Below are 20779 nucleotides of genomic sequence, written 5' to 3'. Positions count from 1 at the left end.
GGCCCCGCGTGTTCTTCGCACTCACCGAGGAGCAGGAGGCGTTCGCCTCGACCGTCTCCGAGTTCCTCGCCGACCGCTTCGACCTCGAGGCCGTCCGCGGCGTCGTCGAGGATCCCGACGGCGACGGGCACCCGCTGACGCTGTGGAAGGGCCTCGCCGACCAGGGCGCGCTCGCCGTCCTCGTCCCCGAGGAGCACGACGGGCTCGGGCTCGGCCTCGTCGACGCGCAGGTCGTGGCGCGCGCCCTCGGCGCGGGCGTCGCACCGGGCCCGTGGCTCGCGACGGTGCTCGCGGCCGAGGCGATCCGGCTGGCCGGCTCGGCCGAGCAGCAGGCCCGCTGGCTGCCCGCGCTCGCGGCCGGCGAGACGGTGGGCACCGTCGCGCTGCGCGGCGAGGGCGGGGCCTGGGACGGGTCCGGGATCACCGTGGACGCCAACAGCCCGGAAGGGGACGGCGCGGGCAGGCTCTCGGGGTCGGCATCGCCGGTGGACTACGCGAACGTCGCGGGCCTGATCGTCGTCGCCGCCACCGACGCGTCCGGCACCCCGGGCCTGTACCTGGTCGAGGCGGGCGCGAGCGGGCTGTCGGTGCGCGACCAGCACACCTACGACGGCACGGCCCGCGTCGGCGCCGTCGACCTGGCCGACACCCCGGCCGAGCCGCTCGCGGCCGGCGGGCCCGACGCGGTGACGGCGCTGCTCGCGCGCGGCGCCGTGCTCAACGCCGCCGACCTCGTCGGGGTCGCCCGGGAGGCGCTCTCGCGCACCGTCGCCTACGACCGCGAGCGCACCCAGTTCGGTGTGCCCGTCGGGTCGTTCCAGGCGATCAAGCACCGGATGGCCGACCTGCACGTCGCGGTGACGATGGCCGAGCACGCGGTGCTCTTCGCGGCGCACGCGCTGGACACCGACGACCCCGGGACGGCGGCCGCGGTCGCGGTGGCCGGCTCGAAGGCCTCCGACGCCGCGTGGGAGGCCACCGGCGCGATGATCCAGTTCTTCGGCGGCATCGGCTTCACGTGGGAGCACGAGGCCCACTTCTTCTACAAGCGCGCCCGGCGGCGGGCCCCGCTGTTCGGGTCGGCCGAGGAGCACCGCGAGCACCTGGCGGCGCTGACCTTCTAGGCGCTGACCTTCTAGGCGCTGACCTTCTAGGCGCTGACCTTCTAGGCGCTGACCTTCTAGGCGCTGACCTTCTAGGCCTCGGACCGCCGGCCCCGCCTGCCCGATCGGGTAGGCGGGGCCGCGCGTCGGCTACGGACCTGGTGGCATGACCGGCGTCACCCCCCACGACGAAGGAGTCGCATCCGTGGCCACCCCCACCGACGACAACCCGAACCTGCTCACCGTGATCGCGCGGATGACCGCGAAGCCGGGCAAGGAGGACGATCTGCGCAGCGCGCTCGAGGCGCTCGTGCCGATCACCGTCCAGGAGGACGGCTGCGTCAACTACGACCTGCACGTCGCGGAGGACGACCCGGCGACCTTCTTCTTCTACGAGAACTGGGAGTCCGGCGGGAAGCTCGACGCCCACCTCGGTGCCCAGCACCTGGTGGACTTCGCCTCCAAGCTCGAGGACCTGCTCGCCGGCGGCTCCGAGGGCCTCGTCATCACCCGGCTCAAGCGCATCAAGTGAGTGCCACCCCCGCGACCGTCGCCTCGGCCATGGCCGAGGCGGCGGCCGCCTGGTTGGAGACCCTCGACGACGAGCAGGCGGCGCAGGGCCGATGGGCCTGGCCGGGGTCCAAGGCGGCCGAGGCCGAACGGCTGACCTGGTACTACACGCCCACCGACCACGGTGGCCTCACGCTGCACGAGCAGCTGCCGCACCAGCAGCGCGGCGCCATGCGGCTGCTCGCCAGCGGGCTGTCCGAGCCCGGCTACGTCAGCGCCTCGACGATCATGGGCCTGGAGAACGTCCTCGACCGGACCGAGGGCTTCACCACCGGGTTCGCCCGCGACCGCGGGCGCGACCCCGGCATGTACTACCTGCGCGTGTTCGGCGATCCCTCCGGGACGGGTCCGTGGGGCTGGCGCTTCGGCGGGCACCACGTCTCGGTCAACCACCTGGTGGTCGGCGGCGAGGCGGTCGCCGGGTCGCCGTGCTTCCTCGGCGCGGACCCGATGGTCTCCCCGCTCCTGGGCGGCCGGGAACTGCGTCCGCTCGGCGGGATCGAGGACATCGGCCGCGCGCTGCTGCACGCCCTGGACACCGACCAGCGCGCGGCCGCGGTGCTCACCCCTATCGCGCCGGCCGACATCATCGGCGCCAACCGCGTCGAGGTCTCGCCCGGCGACCGGCTGATCCCGCTGCCCGACCTGTGGCGCGGCCACTTCGACGACCAGGCGCTCGAGGACCGGCTGTGGTCGATGCACGACGGCCTGGAGGCCCAGCTCGGCGTCACCGAGGCCGACCGCGCGGCCACCGAGATCACCGCGGAGCCGAAGGGGATCGCCGGGCGCGACCTGGCCGAGTCCCAGCGGGCGGTGCTGCGCGAGCTGCTCGAGGTCTACGTCGGGCGGATGCCCCCGGGCCTGGTGGAGCGCGAGCGGGCCCGCTTCGACGGCGACGCCCTGGACGCCGTGCACTTCGCGTGGGCCGGCGGGCACGAGCGCGGCGAGCCGCACTACTACCGGCTCCAGGGGCCCCACCTGCTCGCCGAGTGGGACAACACCCAGCGCGGGGTCAACCACGCCCACTCGGTGTGGCGGGCCGCGGGGCACGAGTTCGGCCGCGACGTCCTGGCCGAGCACCGCCGCGCGCACCACTGACCCGGGGACGGGGCCGCGACCGAGCGGCCCCGCACCCGCCGGTCGCCCGGGAGCACGGCATTACCCTGGAGACGTGGACGACACGACCGCGACCGAACTGAAGGACCTCGCCGCCAGCCTTGACTCGGTGGAGGCGGCGATGGACCTCGACGGTCTGCGGCGCCAGGTCGCCGAGCTGGAGACCCAGGTCGCGGCGCCGGACCTCTGGGACGACCCCGAGACCGCGCAGAAGCTCACCAGCGACTTCACGCACAAGCAGGCCGACCTCAAGAAGGCCGAGTCGCTGCGCTCCCGGCTCGACGACCTCTCGACCCTCTACGAGATGGCCGACGAGGAGTCGGGCGCCGACGCCACCGAGCTCGCCGCGGAGGCCGACTCGGAGCGCGCGAGCCTGCACGCCGACATCAGCGCCTTCGAGGTCCGGACGCTGCTCTCCGGCGAGTACGACGAGCGCGACGCGCTGGTGACGGTGCGCGCCGAGGCCGGCGGGGTGGACGCCGCCGACTTCGCCGAGATGCTCATGCGCATGTACCTGCGCTGGGCGGAGCGCCACGGCTACCCGACCGAGGTCTACGACACCTCCTACGCCGAGGAGGCGGGCATCAAGTCCGCCACCTTCAAGGTCTCGGCGCCCTACGCGTACGGGACGCTGTCCGTCGAGCAGGGCACCCACCGGCTCGTCCGGATCTCGCCGTTCGACAACCAGGGCCGCCGGCAGACGTCGTTCGCGGGCGTCGAGGTCGCCCCCGTCGTCGAGTCCACCGACCACGTGGAGATCGACGAGAAGGACCTGCGTGTCGACGTCTACCGCTCCTCCGGGCCCGGTGGCCAGGGCGTCAACACCACCGACTCGGCGGTCCGCCTGACCCACCTGCCCACCGGCATCGTCGTGAGCTGCCAGAACGAGCGCTCGCAGCTCCAGAACAAGGCGACCGCGATGACGGTGCTCGCGGCCAAGCTGCTCGAGCGCCGCCGCGCGGAGGAGCGGGCGCTGCTCGACTCGCTGAAGGACTCCGGCTCGAGCTGGGGCAACCAGATGCGCTCGTACGTCCTGCACCCGTACCAGATGGTCAAGGACCTGCGGACCAACCAGGAGACCTCGCAGACCAGCCAGGTGCTCGACGGGTTCATCGACGACTTCCTCGACGCGGGCATCCGCTGGCGCAAGCAGACCGAGGCCGCCGCGTAGGGCGTCCGATCCCGACCGTGATCAACGCCGCTTTTTTGACGCTCAGTGTCTGCAACGAGTCGTTCCTGACGTGAACGCTCGCCCGTCCGGGAAGATCGACACCGCCAAGTAGCATCCCGGCCCGTGCTCCGGCTCGAACACGTCACGAAGCTGTACCCGACGTCCGTGCGACCGGCGCTCGACGACGTCTCGATGGACGTCGACCGCGGCGAGTTCGTGTTCCTCATCGGCCCGTCCGGCTCCGGCAAGTCGACGCTGCTGCGGCTGCTCCTGCGCGAGGAGAGCCCCTCCAGCGGCAACGTGTTCGTCGCCAACTGGAACGTCGCCCGGCTGCCGAACCGCAAGGTGCCCAAGCTGCGCCAGCGGATGGGCTGCGTGTTCCAGGACTTCCGGCTGCTGGGCGACCGGACGGTGGCCGAGAACGTCGCGTTCGCCCTCGAGGTGACCGGCAAGTCCGACCACACGATCCGCACCGTCGTGCCCGAGATGCTCGAGCTGGTGGGCCTGGACGGGAAGGGCGAGCGGATGCCCGCCGAGCTCTCCGGCGGCGAGGCCCAGCGCGTCGCGATCGCCCGCGCCCTGGCCAACCGGCCGCTGGTGCTGCTCGCCGACGAGCCCACCGGCAACCTCGACCCCGAGACCAGCGACGACATCATGCTGCTGCTCGACCGGATCAACCGGACCGGCACCACCGTGGTCATGGCCACCCACGACCGCCAGATCGTCGACGCCATGCGCCGCCGGGTCGTCGAGCTCCACCTCGGGAAGCTCGCCCGCGACGACGCGCGCGGCGTCTACGGGGCCACCCGGTGAATGGCCTGGCCTTCGTGTGGCGCGAGGCCCTCGCCGGCCTGCGCCGCAACGTCACCATGAGCATCGCGATGATGCTGACCACGGCGATCTCGCTGGGGATGCTCGGGGCCGGGCTCCTCGCGGTGCGCACCATCGACCGCACCCAGGACCTCTACTACTCCCAGCTCGCCGTCCAGGTCGCCCTCGACGAGCCGACGAGCGCCGGCGACCAGGACTGCACCAGCCCGACGTGCACCGGCCTGCGCGGCGAGCTCACCGCCGACCCGCTCGTCGCCGCGGTCTCCTACGAGAGCCGGGACCAGGCCTACCAGCGGTTCCTGCGCATCTACGCAGGGCAGTCGATCCTGCAGCTCGTCCGCCCGCAGAGCCTGCCCGCGACGCTGCGGGTGACGCTCAAGGACCCGACCCGCGGCGACGCGATCGTCTCCGAGTACTCCGGGCGGCCCGGGGTGCGCAACGTGGTCGACCAGCGCGCCCTGGTGCAGGACCTGTTCACCTTCCTCGGCAGCGTGCGCAACGCGGCGTTCGGGCTGGCGGGTATCCAGGCCCTCGCGGCCCTGCTGCTGATCTCCAACACCATCCAGGTCTCGGCGTTCACCCGGCGCACGGAGGTCGGGATCATGCGGCTGGTCGGCGCCACCCGCTGGTACACCCAGGTGCCGTTCCTCATCGAGGCGGTGATCACCGGCGTCGTCGGGGCGCTCCTCGCGACCGGCGGCCTGGTGCTCGGCAAGCTCTTCTTCATCGACCGGCTGCTGGGCGGCCGGCTGATCTCCAACGCGATCCCGGCGGTCGGGATGAGCGACGTCCTGTTGTTCGTTGCACCCTTGTTGGTGGTCGTCGGAGCGGCCATCGCGACGGCGACGGGGTATGTCACCCTGCGCCTGTACGTGCGGAACTAGGAGGTCCAGCCGTGGCGAAGACGGCCGTCCCGACGGACTCGGGGCGCGCGAAGGAGAAGGCGCGCAAGTCCGCCTCCTCCAACCGTCCGGAGGAGCGGCGCAAGGTCGTCGCCACCAACCGCAAGGCGCGCCACGACTACACCGTCCTCGACGTCTACGAGGCCGGGATCGCGCTCCAGGGCACCGAGGTGAAGAGCCTGCGCGCCGGGCGCGTGTCGCTGGCGGACGCTTTCGCGACCGTCACCGACGGCGAGGTGTGGCTGCGCGGCCTGCACATCCAGGAGTACGACTTCGGCTCCTGGACCAACCACGAGCCGCGCCGGCACCGCAAGCTGCTGCTGCACCGCGAGGAGATCGCCCGGCTCGTCGGCAAGACCCGCGAGGGAGGCCTGACCCTGGTCCCGCTGTCGATCTACTTCGCGGGCGGCCTGGCCAAGGTCGAGCTCGCGCTCGTGCGCGGCAAGGCCAAGCACGACAAGCGCGAGGCCATGGCCGAGCGCGACGCCAAGCGCGAGGCCGAGCGGATCGTCGGGCGCCGGATCAAGGGGTGGTAGGGAACACGCAGCACTCGGGGGAGCACGCCGACAGGGGAGCTCGACCATGGACCCGGTGACGCCCGGCCACGCGCTCGACACCCCGCTGACCTCCGACGAGGACGTCGCGCCCTGGGTGCGTTCGCTCGGTCTGGGTGGCGACGGCGAGGGTGGCCTCGTCGACGTGCACGTCCACTTCCTGCCCGACAACGTGCTGCGCAAGGTGTGGGCCTTCTTCGACGACGCCACGGCGAACTACGGCTACGAGTGGCCGATCCACTACAAGCGGCCCGAGGAGGAGCGGCTGGCGCTCCTGCGCTCGTTCGCCGTCGAGGCCTTCGCGCCGCTGGTCTACCCGCACAAGCCCGACATGGCCGCCTGGCTGACCGGGTGGGCGCTGGACTGGGCGGCGACGATCCCCGAGGCGGTGCCCTCGGCGACGATCTTCCCGGAGGGGTCGGTCACCGACTACCTCGGCGACGCCCTGGGGCGCGGCGCCCGGGTGGTCAAGGCGCACGTGCAGGTCGGCGGGTACGACCCGCGGGATCCGCTGCTCGACCCGGCGTGGGGCATGCTCGCCGAGGCCGGCGTCCCGGTGATCACGCACTGCGGCGACGGCCCGCGGACCGGCAACTACACCGGCATGGGGATCATCACCGAGGTCCTCGAGCGCCACCCGCGGCTGCCGCTGGTGCTCGCCCACGCCGGGCTGCCGGAGTACGACGAGGCCCTGCGCCTCGCCGAGCGCTTCCCGGCCGTCCGGCTCGACACCACCATGGTCGGCACCCCGTTCACCGAGGGCTTCGCGCCGCTGCCGGCGGACTGGTCGGCGCGGCTCGCCGAGCTGTCCGGGGCCGGCCGGGTGGTGCTGGGCACCGACTTCCCCAACATCCCGTACGCCTACTGGCGCCAGCTCGAGGCGATCCGCGGGTGGGCCACCGCCGACGACCGGCTGGGGGAGCCGTTCCTGCGCTCGGTGCTCCACGACGCACCGGCGGCGATGCTGAGCCTGTGAGGATCTCGGGCCTCTGTCCCGGCCCCGACGCCGGGGGAAGATCACCGGCCCGTCGGGCGTTATGATGGACAGCCCACCGGACACCTCGGTGGGAGAAGGGGGTGACTGGTTTCGACTCCGAGCGGTTGATCAGGAGAAGCGTGCCGAGGAAGGCGACGATGATCTCGATAACCACCCGTCGCAAAGAAATAAGCGCCGAGAACAGTACTCAGCGCGACCTCCAGCTTGCTGCCTGACAGCAGGTTCTGAGGTCTGTCGGCCCGGGTTCGTTCCCGACCCGGTAGCCGGCATCAGCTAGGGAACTCCACCGTCGGGCCCGGTCACGGGGCCCGGCGGGACACCGAACAGTGACTGGGGTCGTCACGCCGGCGTGTCTGCACGATCGGCGGACCCGAGCAGAGACGACGCAGACTGCGCACGGAGAAGTCCTGACGAGTGTTCGGAGGACCCGGGTTCGATTCCCGGCACCTCCACCCCCCACGACGGCCGGAGAGCACCACGCTCTCCGGCCGTCGTCGTCCGCGGGCCCGGCTCCGCGGGTTCCTGAGGCTCCACTGTGGATCTCCTCAATACCCGTCGACCAAGGTCCCCGTCCGGGGCTAACATCACCCGGCCGAGCGATGCGGGCCCGCATCCGTTCCACGCAGAGGAGGCAGGGGGAGCTGTCGTGACCTCCCAGGCGCCGGTCGAGAAGACCAGGTCCACCCCGGACGGTGACGCGCTCCCTGTCCCGCGCACGGAGAGTGCCGAGGCGATCACCGCCAGCGCGATCACCGACGACGCGTCGGACGCCCCCACCGGCGCCCTGACCATCGGGGCCGCCGACGACGCCGTCCGCGGCGTCGACGAGGTCCTCGGCCGCGAGGTCCGCCTCGTGACGCTGCCGCCGGCCACCGGGGACGTGCTCTCCGAGCGGATCGAGCAGGTCCGCCACCTCGCGCGCCTGCACCACCCGCACCTGCTCGAGGTCTACGACGTCGACGGCCTGGCGCCGGACACCGAGAGCACGCTCGTGCTCGAGAACGTCCCCGGTGAGCCGCTGGCGCTCGTGCTGCGTGAGGGCCCGATCGCCGAGTCCGACCTCGCCCGGATGGGCGCCCAGCTCGCGTCGGCGCTCGCCCACGCGCACGCCCACGGCGTCGAGCACGGCGCCATCGGCGCCGCGAGCATCCTGGTCGACCGGGCCCACGCCGACGCCTGGCTCGTCGGCCTGACGGCCTCGCTCTCGGGTCCGCTGCCGGTGGTGGGCGAGGATCCCGACGACGACGGCGAGGACGCCGCCCGGCGCCGCGCGGCCGACGTCCGCGCCCTGGCGGCCATCCTCACCGAGGTCGTCGAGCACGCGGCCGCCGCCGTCGGCGGCGACGACCCCGAGGCGGTGACCCGCCCGACGCAGCGGGACGACGCCACGGCCTCGCCGCTGGCCGCACTGCTGCGGGACGTGGAGGCCGAGCCCCCGAGCGCGGCCGTGCTCTCCGAGCAGCTCGTCCGCGTCGGACGCGGCGCGGCCGTCCGCGAGGGCCGGGCGGCACCGGCCCGGCTCGTCCCGGTCGTCGCGTCCTGGTCCGAGAGCCCGGCCGCGTCGGACGAGCCGACGGAGTGCGTGGTCCCGCCCGCCCTGGCCGCCCGGCCCGCCCGCCGCCCCCGGGGACGCGCGGGGACGGCGCCGCCCGCCGCCCCGGGTGCGGCCGGCCGCCGGGCCCGACGCGCCGGTGTCCTCGGTGCGGCCACCGCGACGCTCGCGCTCGCCTCGGGCCTCGTGATCTGGGCGGGGGAGTCCCACTTCGTCCGGCAGGACGCGCAGGCCGAGATCGGCGCCTCGGCGCCCTCGGCCGTGCCGGCCTCGCCGCTGCTGCCCCAGGCCACCGACGCCGGCACGTCCTCGGGCGGTGGCGGCACGTGGACCGGCGAGACCGGCGAGACCGGGGGAGCGTCGGGCGGGTCCCGGCTCACCGCGGTGGGCGTGGCCTCCCGGGCCGCGGTGCGCTCCGAGGCGCCGCCGCCGTCGACCACCGACCGGTCGTCGTCCGAGGAATCCTCCGACCAGCCGTCGGCGTCCCCGCCGCCCGTGTCGCGCACGCCCCGGCCGACCACGGACCCGACGCAACCGACCACGGACCCGACGCACCCGACCACCCGGTCGACCACCACCCAGCCGACCACCACCACGCCGACCTCCACGGCGCGTCGGACCACGACGACCCCGCCGACGAGCTCGAGCACCGCCACGTCGACGTCGTCGGCCGCCTCCCGGTCCAGTAGCTCGACCGGGACCACCGCGACCGGGACCACGTCGACCGGGACCACCTCGACCGAGGCGCAGGCGGCCGCCGCGACGACCACCACCGCCCCGCCGACCACCACCCCGGCCACCGCGCAGACGGTGCTCGCGGCCGGCTCCTGAGCCCTCCCCGGCTGTCGTAGGGTCCGCGGAGGCGGTTCCGCGACCCGGCGGCGAGGAGCGTGATGTCCGCGCACGACCACGCCCGGCCCGGGCCGGTGCCGCGGGCGGCCCTGCCGTGGGAGGTCTGGGCGCTGCTCGCGGGCAGCTTCCTCGTCGCCGCCGGGTACGGCGTCGTCGCGCCCGCCCTGCCGGTCTTCGCCCGCAGCTTCGGGGTCGGGGTCACGGCCGCCGCCGCCGTCGTCAGCGCCCTGCCGGTGCTCCGGCTGCTGTTCGCGCCCGTGTCCGGCCGGCTCGTCGCCCGCGTCGGGGAGCGCGCGATGTACCTCACCGGGCTGCTCGTCGTCGCGGCCTCCACGGGGGCGTGCGCGCTGGCCACGAGCTACCCGCAGCTCCTCGTCTTCCGGGGACTGGGCGGCATCGGCTCCACGATGTTCACGGTCTCCGCGTTCTCGTTGGTCTTCCGGCTCGCCCCGCCCGGGCGCCGGGGCCAGGTCAGCGGCATGTTCACCGGGTCGTTCCTGCTCGGCGGGATCTCCGGGCCGGCGCTCGGGGGCCTGCTCGTCGCCGTCGACCTCCACGCCCCGTTCGTGGTCTACGCCGCGGCGCTGGTCGTGGCGACGGCCGTCGTCGGCGGCCTGCTCGCGCGCTCGAGCGGGGTCGGCGTGCGCCCGCCCGAGCCGGGCGTGGAGCCGCTCACGATCAGCCGGGCGCTGCGCAGCCCCACCTACCGCGCCGCGCTGACCTCGGGACTCGCGACCGGCTGGGCCGTGCAGGGCGTGCGGGTCGCGCTGATCCCGCTGTTCGTGGCCGTCGCCCTCGGCCGCGAGCCGGTGTGGGCGGGGGTGTCGCTGACCCTGTTCGCCGTCGGGGACGGCGTGCTGCTGCTCGTCACCAGCGGGCTGTCCGACCGGCGCGGCCGCCGGCCCGTCGTCGTCGCCGGCCTCGTGCTGGTCGCCGTCGGCACCGCCTGCCTGGGCGTGCTGCCGGACCTCGTCGTGCTGCTGGTGGCCTCGCTCGTGGCCGGCGCCGGGTCGGGGCTGCTCCAGCCCGCCCAGGGCGCGGCGGTCGCCGACCTCGTCGGGAGCCGGCGCTCCGGGGGCCCGGCGCTGTCGGGGTTCCAGATGGCCTCCGACGTCGGGGCCGTCGTCGGTCCCGTCGCCGCCGGCGCGCTGGCCGAGCACGCCGGGTTCGGGGTGGCCTTCGGCGTCTCCGGCGCGGTCGCCCTGGTCGCGGTGGTCGTCTGGCTGACCACGACGACCCCCGGCGTGATCGCCGGCGCGCGGGGTTCGCCCCCCGAGGAGGCGGGCACCCGCGCCGCATGAGCAGGCGCGGCGCGGCCGGTCAGGTCCCGGAGGGGATCGTCGAGACCTACGGCGACGCCGTCGACGCCGCTCTCGACGGCGTGGACCCCGAGGCGCCGCTGTGGTGCTTCGGCGACCAGCTCGGGCCGGCAGTGCACGGCCTGCCCCAGCACGCCCACCGCGACGTCGTCCTCGTCGAGTCCTCCGCCGTGCTGCGCCGCCGGCCCTACCACCGCCAGAAGCTGCACCTGCTGCTCTCGGGGATGCGCCACCTCGACGACGAGCTCGGCGACCGGTCGACCTACCACCGGACGACGACCTACCGCGAGGCGCTCGAGAAGGTGGGGCGACCCGTCGTCGTGCACGAGCCGACGTCGTACGCGGCGAAGGAGTTCGTCGAGCGGCTGCAGGCCGAGGGCCTCGTCGCGGCGATCCTGCCGACGACGACCTTCGCCCGGCCCAAGACCGAGTTCGCCGCGTGGGCGGGCGAGGGAGGCGGAGCGACGCGGAGCCCGAGCCGGGGGAACGGCTCGTCGTTCACGATGGAGACCTTCTACCGCAACCAGCGCACCCGCTTCGACGTGCTCATGGAGGGCGATTCGCCCGTCGGGGGGAAGTGGAACCTCGACCACGAGAACCGGGAGCCCCCGCCGAAGAAGACGCGGACCCTCGGGGTCGACCCGCCCTGGTTCCCCACCGAGGACGGGATCGACGAGCAGGTCCGCGCCGACCTCGACGCGATGGCGCTCCCCACCGTCGGTGCCGACGGCCCGCGCCTGTTCGCGGTCACCCCCGACGAGGCCCGGAAGGCACTGCGGCAGTTCGTCGACCACCGGCTCGACCCCTTCGGGCCCTACGAGGACGCGGTCCTCGCCGGCGACTGGACCATGGCCCACTCGCTGCTCTCGGTGCCGCTGAACCTCGGCGTCCTGCACCCGCTGGAGGCGGTCGCGGCGGCCGAGGAGGCCTACCACGACGGGACGGCCCGCCTGAACTCCGTCGAGGGCTTCGTGCGCCAGGTCCTCGGGTGGCGCGAGTACATCTGGCACCTGTACTGGCACTTCGGGAAGGGCTACCACCGGAACAACAAGCTGCAGGCCCGGACGAAGCTGCCGCGCTGGTGGACCGAGCTCGACGGCGAGGCCGTGACCGCCGCCTGCCTCTCGGACACCCTCGGCGGGGTCCGCGACCGCGGCTGGGTGCACCACATCCCGCGGCTGATGATCCTCGGCAACTTCGCCCTGCAGCGCGGGTACCGGCCGAGCGAGCTCTCGGAGTGGTTCACCACGTCCTTCGTCGACGGCTTCGCGTGGGTGATGCCGCCCAACGTCGTCGGGATGAGCCAGCACGCCGACGGCGGCAAGCTCGCGACGAAGCCCTACGCCTCCGGCGGCGCCTACCTCAACAAGATGACCGACCACTGCGGCGACTGCGCCTTCGACCCCAAGGTCCGCGTGGGGGAGAAGGCCTGCCCCTTCACCGCCGGGTACTGGCAGTTCGTCCACCGCCACCAGGACCTGCTGCGGGGCAACCAGCGCACCGCGCGTGCGGTCGCGACGATGGAGCGGCTCGATGATCTCGACGCGGTGCTCGAGCAGGAGAAGGGGCGCACCGCGTTCTGAACCCCTCATGGGGGCCTGACCGGGCGTCGTTACGGTTGTCGACATGGCGAGGAGTCAGCAGTCGGGCCGGACGCGGCCGAACACGGCGGGCCGGGGCCGGAACCCGGTCTCGAGCGGGCGCCGGTCGTCGCCCTCGGGCGGCGGGAAGTCGCGGACGCCGACGATCATCGCCGTGGTCGTGCTCGTGGTCCTCGTCGCCGTGATCGCCGTCGCGGTCTACTCGGCGAACCAGAACAAGACGGCGGCGCAGCCGGCGAACCAGCCGGTCACCCCGGTGGCCGCGAGCTACCAGACCCGCGTCGACGGCACCGTCGTCGTCGCCGGCAACGGGCCCACCACCCTCGACGTGTACGAGGACGCGCAGTGCCCGGCCTGCAAGCAGTTCGAGGCGCTCGACGGGCAGAAGATCACCGACGGGCTCAACGCCGGGAAGCTGACCGTGAAGTACCACATGGTCAACCTGCTCGACCAGAGCTCGAACCCGCCGGGCTACTCCACCCTCGGCGGCAACGCGATCATGTGCGCGGCCCAGAACGGGGCGTTCGCGACGCTGCACAAGACGCTCTACGACCGCCAGCCCGAGGAGGGCGGGGCGGGCTACACCGTCGACGACCTCGTCACCCTGGGCAAGAACTCCGGCGCCGGGCCGGGCTACGAGGCCTGCGTGCGCAACAACACCTACGGCGCCGCGGTGGCCCAGAACTACCAGCAGGCCGTGTCCGACCCGGCCCTGCAGCAGGAGTCGAACGGCCAGAAGGGCTTCGGGACGCCGACGATCGTGGTCAACGGCAAGACGGTCAGCCCGAACGACCCGGCCCTCGCCGCGGCGTTGGGCTGACGCCTCGTGCGTGCGTTCCCGTACCAGGAGACGGGAACGCACGCACGGGCCGGAGGCCAAGGACCCCCCTGACGGCCGGCGTTCATCCGCCGTGTAACGTTCCGTCGCGTTGGGGCTGTGGCGCAGCTGGTAGCGCATCACACTGGCAGTGTGAGGGTCAGGGGTTCGAGTCCCCTCAGCTCCACCCACGAGTCAACGAGGCCCGTCGACCACCAGGTCGGCGGGCCTTCGTCGTCTCCGGACCGTCTCCTCCCGCCCGTCGTACGACGAGGTGTCGTGGATAGGCTCACCCGGCGAGCCGGAGGGCTCGACGGCGGTTACGATCGCCGGGTCAGCCAGGTGGCCCCGCCGATGGGGCCATCGAAGGAGGCAGCCGTGGGCAGGAGGCATCCGTGACGGCCGTCGCACCCAAGCCGATCTCGACCACGCCGTACCCGGCGCGGGAGTCGAAGCCCGGCTCGTTCGTCGGTCGGATGCTGAAGACGACGGACCCCAAGGATCTCGGGATCCTCTACCTGGTCACGTCCTTCGCGTTCTTCCTCATCGGTGGGCTCATGGCGCTGCTGATGCGCGCCGAGCTCGCCCGCCCGGGCCTGCAGATCCTGTCGGTCGAGCAGTACAACCAGCTGTTCACCATGCACGGCACGATCATGCTGCTGCTGTACGCCACGCCGATCCTGTTCGGCTTCGCAAACTACATCGTGCCGCTGCAGATCGGGGCGCCCGACGTCGCGTTCCCGCGGCTCAACGCCTTCTCGTACTGGCTGTTCCTCTTCGGCGGGACGATGGTGGTGTCCGGGTTCTTCTTCCCGGGCGGCGCCGCCAGCTTCGGCTGGTTCGCCTACTCGCCGCTGTCGGACTCGCTCTACACACCCGGCTACGGCGCGGACGTCTGGATCGTCGGCCTCGCCGTCTCCGGTCTGGGCACCATCCTCGGCGGCGTCAACTTCGTGACGACGATCGTGTGCATGCGCGCGCCGGGCATGACGATGTTCCGGATGCCGATCTTCACCTGGAACATCCTCGTGACGGTCGTGCTCGTGCTGCTCGCCTTCCCGATCCTCACTGCCGCGCTGTTCGGCCTGCTCGCCGACCGGCACCTCGGGGCGCACATCTTCGACCCGGCCAACGGCGGCGTGATCCTCTGGCAGCACCTGTTCTGGTTCTTCGGGCACCCCGAGGTCTACATCGTCGCGCTGCCCTTCTTCGGCATCGTCACCGAGATCTTCCCGGTGTTCAGCCGCAAGCCGGTGTTCGGCTACAAGACGCTGATCTACGCGACGCTGTCGATCGCGGCCCTGTCCGTGGCCGTGTGGGCCCACCACATGTACGCCACCGGCGCGGTGCTGCTGCCGTTCTTCTCCTTCACCACGTTCCTCATCGCCGTGCCGACCGGCATCAAGTTCTTCAACTGGATCGGCACGATGTGGAAGGGGCAGATCACGCTCGAGACGCCGATGCTGTTCGCCATCGGCTTCCTCGTGACGTTCCTCTTCGGTGGCCTCACCGGCGTCCTGCTGGCCGCGCCGCCGCTGGACTTCCACGTCTCCGACTCGTACTTCGTGGTGGCGCACTTCCACTACGTGCTGTTCGGCACGATCGTGTTCGCGACCTACGCCGGCATCTACTTCTGGTTCCCGAAGATGACCGGCCGGATGATGAACGAGCGGCTCGGCAAGTTCCACTTCTGGTCGACGTTCATCGGGTTCCACACGACGTTCCTGGTGCAGCACTGGCTGGGCAACGAGGGCATGCCGCGCCGGTACGCGGACTACCTGCCCTCGGACGGCTTCACGACGCTGAACACGATCTCGTCGATCGGCGCGTTCATCCTGGGCGCCTCGACGCTGCCGTTCATCTGGAACGCGTTCGCCAGCTACCGCTACGGGCGGCCGGTGACGGTCGACGACCCGTGGGGCCACGGCAACTCGCTGGAGTGGGCCACGTCGTGCCCGCCGCCGCGGCACAACTTCACCGAGCTGCCCCGCATCCGGTCGGAGCGCCCCGCGTTCGAGCTGCACTACCCGCACCTCACGGAGCGGATCCGGCTCGAGTCGCACGTCGGCGGGGGCGGCCACAAGCCGTCCCTCGGGGAGGCGGCGGCCGGGGTCACCGGCCAGGAGCACCTCCCGGGCAGCGATCCCCGGAACCGGTGACCCGCCCCTCGGAGGAGGACGGCGGGCCCCCGGTGGGGCCGGTGGAGTCGGTCTCGGAAGCCCTGGCCGCGGGCCGGACGACGCTGCTCGTCACGGTCACCGGCCCGGACTTCCCGGGCGTCAGCGCGACGCTGTTCACCGTGCTCGCCGAGCACGGCGCGGAGATGCTGGACGTCCAGCAGGCGACGATCCACGGGCACCTGACGCTCTCGACGCTGGTCGGGCTCTCCGGTGATCCGGGGCGCCTGGAGCGCAGCCTCGACGTCGCGATCCCGGCGCTGGGGCTGAAGGTGACCGTGGAGACCGGGGGCGACGCGTCCTCGGTGCACCCCTATTCCACGCACGTGGTGTCGGTGCTCGGCCGGCCGATCACCGCCGCCGGGTTCGCCGAGGTCGCCCGCACCCTCGCGGCGCAGCGGGTGAACATCGACCGCGTGCGCCGGGTCGCGGACTACCCGGTGACCGGGCTCGAGCTGCGGATCTCGACGCCCGCCTCGTCGCCCCCGACGGACGCGGCGCTGCGGCAGGCCCTCGTCGGGGCCTCGCAGCGCGCCGGCGTCGACGTCGCGGTGCAGCGGGTCGGCATCGCCCAGCGGGCCAAGCGGCTCATCTGCTTCGACGTCGACTCGACCCTGGTCCAGGGCGAGGTCATCGAGATGCTCGCCGCCCACGCCGGCCGCGAGGCCGAGGTCCGCGAGGTCACCGAGGCCGCGATGCGGGGCGAGATCGACTTCACCGAGTCGCTGCACCGGCGCGTCGCGACCCTCGAGGGGCTGCCCGCGTCGTGCCTCGACGACGTCGGCAACGCGCTCGAGCTCACCCCCGGGGCGCGCACCACGGTGCGCACGCTCAAGCGGCTGGGCTTCAAGTGCGGCGTGGTCTCCGGCGGGTTCACCCAGGTCGTCTCGCACCTGGTGGAGGAGCTCGGGCTGGACTGGGCGGCCGCGAACGAGCTGGAGATCGCCGACGGGAGGCTCACCGGCCGCGTCGTCGGCGACGTCGTCGACCGCGCGGGCAAGGCCCGCCAGCTCCTGGCGTTCGCCGACGCCTTCGACGTCCCCATCGAGCAGACGGTCGCCGTCGGCGACGGCGCCAACGACCTCGACATGCTCGCCGCCGCCGGGCTGGGGATCGCGTTCAACGCCAAGCCGGTGGTCGCCGCGGCGGCCGACACCGCGCTGACCTACCCGTTCCTCGACGCGGTGCTCTTCGTCCTCGGCGTCACCCGCGACGAGATCGAGGTCGCCGACGCCGCCGAGGGCCTCCTGCGCCGCGTCCCCATCTGATGGGGGACGTCACCGAGCGCCTGGCCGCGCTGGCCCCGCTCGCCGCGCGCGTGTGCCCGTGGGCGGCGTCCGACGTCGACGTGCCCCCCGACGACGGGACCGGGCCGGTGCGGGCGATGCCGCTGGTGCTGCGAATCGAGCGGTCCACCCCGCCGGCCGCGACCGCGCTGCTCGAGGCGGCCGCCGCCGCGGCCGTCGGGCTCTGCCTCGACGAGCGCGCCGCCCCCGACGGGCCGTGGTACGACGCCGTCGCCGCCTGGGCCGGCGCCGGGCGCATCCGCAAGCTCGCCCGCCGGGCGCGCACCGCGCACTGGCGGGCCGTCCAGGACGTCGACGGGCTCACCGTCGCCGTCGGGGACCCCGAGGCCGGCGGCGGCGAGGTGCGGGCGCTCGTGCCGGGCCCCGTCGACGAGGTGCCCCACGAGGTCCACCGGCTGCAGATCGGCGGGACCGACCTCCCCGACGACCGGCCCGGCCCGCCGGACCCCGACCGGCCCGTCATCTGGCTCAACCCGACCGTGGAGCAGTCCACCGGCAAGGCGGCGGCGCAGGTCGGGCACGCGAGCATGATCCTCGCGACGGTGCTGGCGTGGACCGGGGCGGACGACCCGACGGTGGACGCGGTGACGACGGCGACCGTGCGCCCCGCGGACACCGCGGACTGGGAGCGCTGGTGCGCGGTCCTGGACCGCGACGCGTCCGGGCGGACGGCCTGGGAGGAGCACGGCCTCGCGCCGGTGCGCGACGCGGGCTTCACCGAGGTGGCGCCCGGCACCGTGACCTGCATCGCAGCCCGCCGTCCCTGACCCACGACGATCAGCCGGCCGCGAGAGGGTGACGCCGTGGGGAGCAGCGCACCGCGGGTCGTCGTCGCCGGCAGCCGGGTGCGTTCCGAGCGCTCGGCCGCCGAGAACCGGCCGCTGGTGGCCGCCCTCGAGGCGCGGGGCGCGGCCGCGCGGGTCGAGCCGTGGGACTCCGACGAGGACCTCGTCGGCTGGTCGGCCGCCGACCTCGTGGCCGTGCGCACCACCTGGGACTACAGCGACCGGCGCGACGAGTTCCTCGCCTGGGCCGCGCGGGTCGCGGCCGACTCGGTCCTGCAGAACCCGCTCGCCGTCCTCACCTGGAACTCCCACAAGCGCTACCTGCTGGAGCTGGCCGACGCCGGGGTGCCGGTGGTCCCGACGCGGCCCGTGCCCGCCGGCACCGCGCCCGCCCCGCTGGGCCCCGGCCGCGTCGTGGTCAAGCCCGCCGTCTCCGCCGGCGGCCGCGGGACCCACCGCGGGCTGGGTCCCGAGCTCGACGAGGTGCTCGCCGGGCTCGTCGCGGTCGGTGACGCCCTCGTGCAGCCCGCCGTCGACAGCATCGGGACCGAGGGCGAGGTGTCGCTGATCCGGCTCGGGACCCGGTGGTCGCACGCGGTGCGGAAGGTCCCGGCGGCCGGGGGCTTCCTCGTGCACGAGCGCCACGGCGGGCGGCTCGAGGACCACCGGCCGACCCCGCGGGAGCTCGAGGTGGCCGAGGCGGCGCTGGCGTGCTCGCCCGCCCCGGTCCACGCGGCCCGGGTCGACCTGGTCCGCCTCGACGGCGAGCCGGTGGTGATGGAGCTCGAGCTCATCGAGCCCGAGCTCTTCCTGCGCCGCTCCCCGGACGCGCCCGGGCTGCTGGCGGACGCGCTGCTCGCGACGCTCTGATCAGGAGCACACGGGGCAAGACGACCGCGCGGGCTGCGCCCAGTGCCCCTCGCCGCGGGGCAGGGGCGCCCGGTCTGCGCCGCGCAACGTCCGGGCTCGTCGACCTACCCGTCGGCCGGGTCTGCCGACGTCCCGCCCGCGTCGCGCAGCCGCTCCAGGGCCCCGCGCACGACCGCCGGGTCCTGCGTGGTCCAGAACGGCGGGAGCGACCCGCGCAGGAACCCGCCGTACTGCTTCGTCGCCACCCGCGAGTCGAGGATCGCGACCACCCCGCGGTCACCCGTCCCGCGCAGCAGCCGGCCGGCGCCCTGGGCGAGCAGCAGCGCGGCGTGCGTCGCGGACACCGTCAGGAAGCCGTTCCCGCCCCGGGCGTCGACCGCGCGCTGCCGGGCCGACACCAGGGGATCGTCGGGACGCGGGAACGGGATGCGGTCGATCATGACCAGCTGCAGTGACTCCCCGGGAACGTCGACGCCCTGCCACAGCGAGATCGTCCCGAACAGCACGCTGCCGGTCTCCGCCGCGAACTTCTGCACGAGGGTGTTCGTCGCGTCGTCGCCCTGGCAGAGCACCGTGCCGTCCCAGCGCCCGCGGAGGTCCTCGGCCGCCTGCTTCGCGGCCCGCATCGAGGAGAACAGGCCCAGCGCGCGGCCGCCCGCGGCACGGACCAGCGCGTCGATCTCGTCGAGCACCGCGCCCGACAGGCCGTCGCGCCCGGGCGGGGGCAGGTGACGCGCGACGTAGAGGATGCCGGCCCGCGCGTGCGCGAACGGCGAGCCGACGTCCAGGCCGTGCCAGACGAGGTTCGTGGCCGGGTCGTTGCCGTGCCCACCGCCGTCGTCGGGAGGCGCCTCGACGGGCGTCGATCCCTTCACCGGGAGGCCCCACTGCCGCGCGAGCGCGTCGAACGAGCCGCCGAGCGCGAGCGTCGCGCTGGTGAGCACCACCGTCGACTGCCCGAAGACCCGTGACGCGAGCAGCCCCGCGACCGAGAGCGGGGCGACGTGCAGGGTGCGGATCGTCGTCGAGTTCAGCTCCCGCTCGGAGAGCCACACAACGTCGGGCCGCGTCGCCGGGTCCTCCCGGTCGAACGCGGCGAGCAGGCGCCCGGCGACGTCGTGGACCTCCTCGACGAGTGCGGTCGCGAAACGCCGCGCCGCCGCGTCGGCATCGCCCTCCTTGGCGCCCTTCTCGCGCTCCGGCCCGAGCGCCTGCCGGCAGGCCCACGCGGCGTTGCGGATCGCCGAGAGCATCCGCCCGACCGGTTCCGGCAGCGCCTCCCACCGGCCCGGCGTCGCGTCCTCCAGCACCGTCCCGAGGCCCTCGGCGGCGTCGAGCAGCTGGTCGGACAGCGCCTGGTCGACGAGCTTCGCGCACCGCCGGGCCGCCGCCGCCGCGCCCGCGGAGGTGAGCTCGCCGGTGGCGACCGAGGTGACGCGGTCGACGAGGTTGTGCGCCTCGTCGACCACCACGACGTCGTGCTCGGGCAGCACCGCGCGGCCCTCGATGGCGTCGATCGCGAGCAGCGCGTGGTTGGTGACGACGACATCGGCCGCGCCGGCCTTGTGCCGGGCCAGTTCGGAGAAGCAGTCCTCGGCGACGGGGCAGCGCGACGCCCCGAGGCACTCCTTCGCGGTGACGCTGACCTGCCGCCACGCGCGGTCGGGGACGCCGGGGACGAGCTCGTCCCGGTCGCCGGTCGAAGTCTGCTCGGCCCACTCGTGCAGCCGCGTGACCTGGCGGCCGAGCGCCGAGACCTGGAAGGGGTCGAAGAGCTGCTCGTCGCCGGGGTCCTCCGCCTGCGCCCCCGACTCGATCTTGTGGCGGCACAGGTAGTTGCCGCGGCCCTTGAGGATCGCGAACGACGGCTCCCGCCCCAGGACCGGCCGGAGGGCCTTCGTGAGCCGCGGGAGGTCCCGGTCGACGAGCTGGGCCTGCAGCGCGATCGTGGCTGTGGAGACAACGACCGCCTGGTCGGCCTCGAGGGCGTGCCGGATCGCCGGGACGAGGTAGGCGAGCGACTTCCCGGTGCCGGTCCCGGCCTGGACGGCCAGGTGCTCGCCGGTGCGCAGCGCCCGCTCGACGGCCGCCGCCATACGCTGCTGCCCCTCGCGCTCGCTGCCGCCGAGGGCCTCGACCGCGCTCGCCAGGAGGTCGGCGACGGACGGCGCCTCACCCACCGCCGCGTCGGCGAGCTGCGCCACGGCCGACCACCTCCCTCCTCGTCGGTTCAGACTACGGAGACGGCGCGTCGG

At 73.7% G+C, this 20779-nt stretch carries 18 protein-coding genes, 1 tRNA gene and 1 other RNA gene; 19 read left to right on the top strand and 1 reads right to left on the bottom strand.

The annotated features are described in order from the left end of the window. The first annotated feature begins 8 nt into the window (after nucleotides 1-8). The 19 genes from HH311_RS33060 to HH311_RS02755 all read left to right on the top strand — a co-directional run bounded on the left by HH311_RS33060 (nucleotide 9) and on the right by HH311_RS02755 (nucleotide 18524). Nucleotides 9-1124, top strand: coding sequence for an acyl-CoA dehydrogenase family protein (locus HH311_RS33060; RefSeq protein ID WP_169182031.1), 1116 nt, complete (start codon nucleotides 9-11; stop codon nucleotides 1122-1124). Next, nucleotides 1019-1273, top strand: a complete 255-nt coding sequence (locus HH311_RS33675; RefSeq protein ID WP_169182030.1) for a pentapeptide repeat-containing protein — start codon at nucleotides 1019-1021, stop codon at nucleotides 1271-1273. Before HH311_RS33060 ends, HH311_RS33675 begins: the two co-directional genes overlap by 106 nt. A 35-nt stretch (nucleotides 1274-1308) precedes the next feature. Then, complete coding sequence (locus HH311_RS02835; protein ID WP_312029901.1) at nucleotides 1309-1635, top strand: putative quinol monooxygenase; 327 nt, start codon at nucleotides 1309-1311, stop codon at nucleotides 1633-1635. Beyond that, entirely contained in the window at nucleotides 1632-2771 is a 1140-nt protein-coding gene (locus HH311_RS02830) for a DUF3500 domain-containing protein (RefSeq protein ID WP_312029900.1), read from the top strand. The genes HH311_RS02835 and HH311_RS02830 overlap by 4 nt, the downstream gene beginning before the upstream one ends. A 73-nt stretch (nucleotides 2772-2844) precedes the next feature. After that, nucleotides 2845-3960, top strand: coding sequence for a peptide chain release factor 2 (prfB, locus tag HH311_RS02825; RefSeq protein ID WP_169182029.1), 1116 nt, complete (start codon nucleotides 2845-2847; stop codon nucleotides 3958-3960). Between the two features lie 123 nt (nucleotides 3961-4083). After that, nucleotides 4084-4773, top strand: coding sequence for a cell division ATP-binding protein FtsE (gene ftsE, locus HH311_RS02820; protein WP_169182028.1), 690 nt, complete (start codon nucleotides 4084-4086; stop codon nucleotides 4771-4773). Beyond that, nucleotides 4770-5675: a permease-like cell division protein FtsX gene (gene ftsX / locus HH311_RS02815; protein WP_312029899.1), complete on the top strand. Its 906-nt coding sequence runs from the start codon at nucleotides 4770-4772 to the stop codon at nucleotides 5673-5675. The genes ftsE and ftsX overlap by 4 nt, the downstream gene beginning before the upstream one ends. Before the next feature lie 11 nt (nucleotides 5676-5686). Next, a complete protein-coding gene (gene smpB, locus HH311_RS02810; RefSeq protein ID WP_169182027.1) occupies nucleotides 5687-6229 on the top strand; it encodes an SsrA-binding protein SmpB in 543 nt (180 codons plus the stop codon). A 46-nt stretch (nucleotides 6230-6275) separates the two neighbouring features. Continuing rightward, nucleotides 6276-7223, top strand: a complete 948-nt coding sequence (locus HH311_RS02805; RefSeq protein WP_169182026.1) for an amidohydrolase family protein — start codon at nucleotides 6276-6278, stop codon at nucleotides 7221-7223. 97 nt (nucleotides 7224-7320) lie between these two features. Then, nucleotides 7321-7699, top strand: a transfer-messenger RNA (tmRNA) gene (ssrA, locus tag HH311_RS02800). A gap of 191 nt (nucleotides 7700-7890) precedes the next feature. Further along, nucleotides 7891-9627 (top strand): protein kinase, encoded by a 1737-nt coding sequence (locus HH311_RS02795; protein ID WP_169182025.1) that lies wholly within the window; start codon nucleotides 7891-7893, stop codon nucleotides 9625-9627. Between the two features lie 62 nt (nucleotides 9628-9689). Continuing rightward, nucleotides 9690-10949: an MFS transporter gene (locus tag HH311_RS02790; RefSeq protein WP_169182024.1), complete on the top strand. Its 1260-nt coding sequence runs from the start codon at nucleotides 9690-9692 to the stop codon at nucleotides 10947-10949. Next, nucleotides 10946-12550, top strand: a complete 1605-nt coding sequence (locus HH311_RS02785; protein ID WP_169182620.1) for a cryptochrome/photolyase family protein — start codon at nucleotides 10946-10948, stop codon at nucleotides 12548-12550. The genes HH311_RS02790 and HH311_RS02785 overlap by 4 nt, the downstream gene beginning before the upstream one ends. A 43-nt stretch (nucleotides 12551-12593) precedes the next feature. Then, nucleotides 12594-13388 (top strand): DsbA family protein, encoded by a 795-nt coding sequence (locus HH311_RS02780; protein WP_169182023.1) that lies wholly within the window; start codon nucleotides 12594-12596, stop codon nucleotides 13386-13388. Nucleotides 13389-13499: 111 nt separating this feature from the next. Next, nucleotides 13500-13572 (top strand) — tRNA-Ala (locus HH311_RS02775). A 208-nt stretch (nucleotides 13573-13780) separates the two neighbouring features. Next, entirely contained in the window at nucleotides 13781-15544 is a 1764-nt protein-coding gene (gene ctaD, locus HH311_RS02770; protein ID WP_169182022.1) for a cytochrome c oxidase subunit I, read from the top strand. 62 nt (nucleotides 15545-15606) lie between these two features. Then, complete coding sequence (serB, locus tag HH311_RS02765) at nucleotides 15607-16830, top strand: phosphoserine phosphatase SerB (protein ID WP_169182619.1); 1224 nt, start codon at nucleotides 15607-15609, stop codon at nucleotides 16828-16830. Further along, the gene (locus tag HH311_RS02760; protein ID WP_169182021.1) at nucleotides 16830-17636 is read left to right on the top strand and encodes a peptidyl-tRNA hydrolase; all 807 of its coding nucleotides are present in this window, start codon (nucleotides 16830-16832) and stop codon (nucleotides 17634-17636) included. The genes serB and HH311_RS02760 overlap by 1 nt, the downstream gene beginning before the upstream one ends. Before the next feature lie 36 nt (nucleotides 17637-17672). Further along, nucleotides 17673-18524 carry a RimK family alpha-L-glutamate ligase gene (locus HH311_RS02755; protein ID WP_211189482.1) on the top strand — a complete coding sequence of 284 codons (852 nt, stop codon included), beginning with the start codon at nucleotides 17673-17675 and terminating at the stop codon, nucleotides 18522-18524. 104 nt (nucleotides 18525-18628) lie between these two features. On the opposite strand, the gene HH311_RS02750 is transcribed toward HH311_RS02755, so the two are convergent. Further along, a complete protein-coding gene (locus HH311_RS02750; protein WP_312029898.1) occupies nucleotides 18629-20728 on the bottom strand; it encodes an ATP-dependent DNA helicase in 2100 nt (699 codons plus the stop codon). Between the last annotated feature and the right edge of the window lie 51 nt (nucleotides 20729-20779).

Origin of the sequence: Actinomycetospora sp. TBRC 11914, assembly GCF_012933465.1 — a bacterium.
Classification (GTDB): Bacteria; Actinomycetota; Actinomycetes; order Mycobacteriales; family Pseudonocardiaceae; genus Actinomycetospora.
Note: the sequence above shows the minus strand (reverse complement) of the source record. Positions and strands in the feature narration are given on the sequence as shown.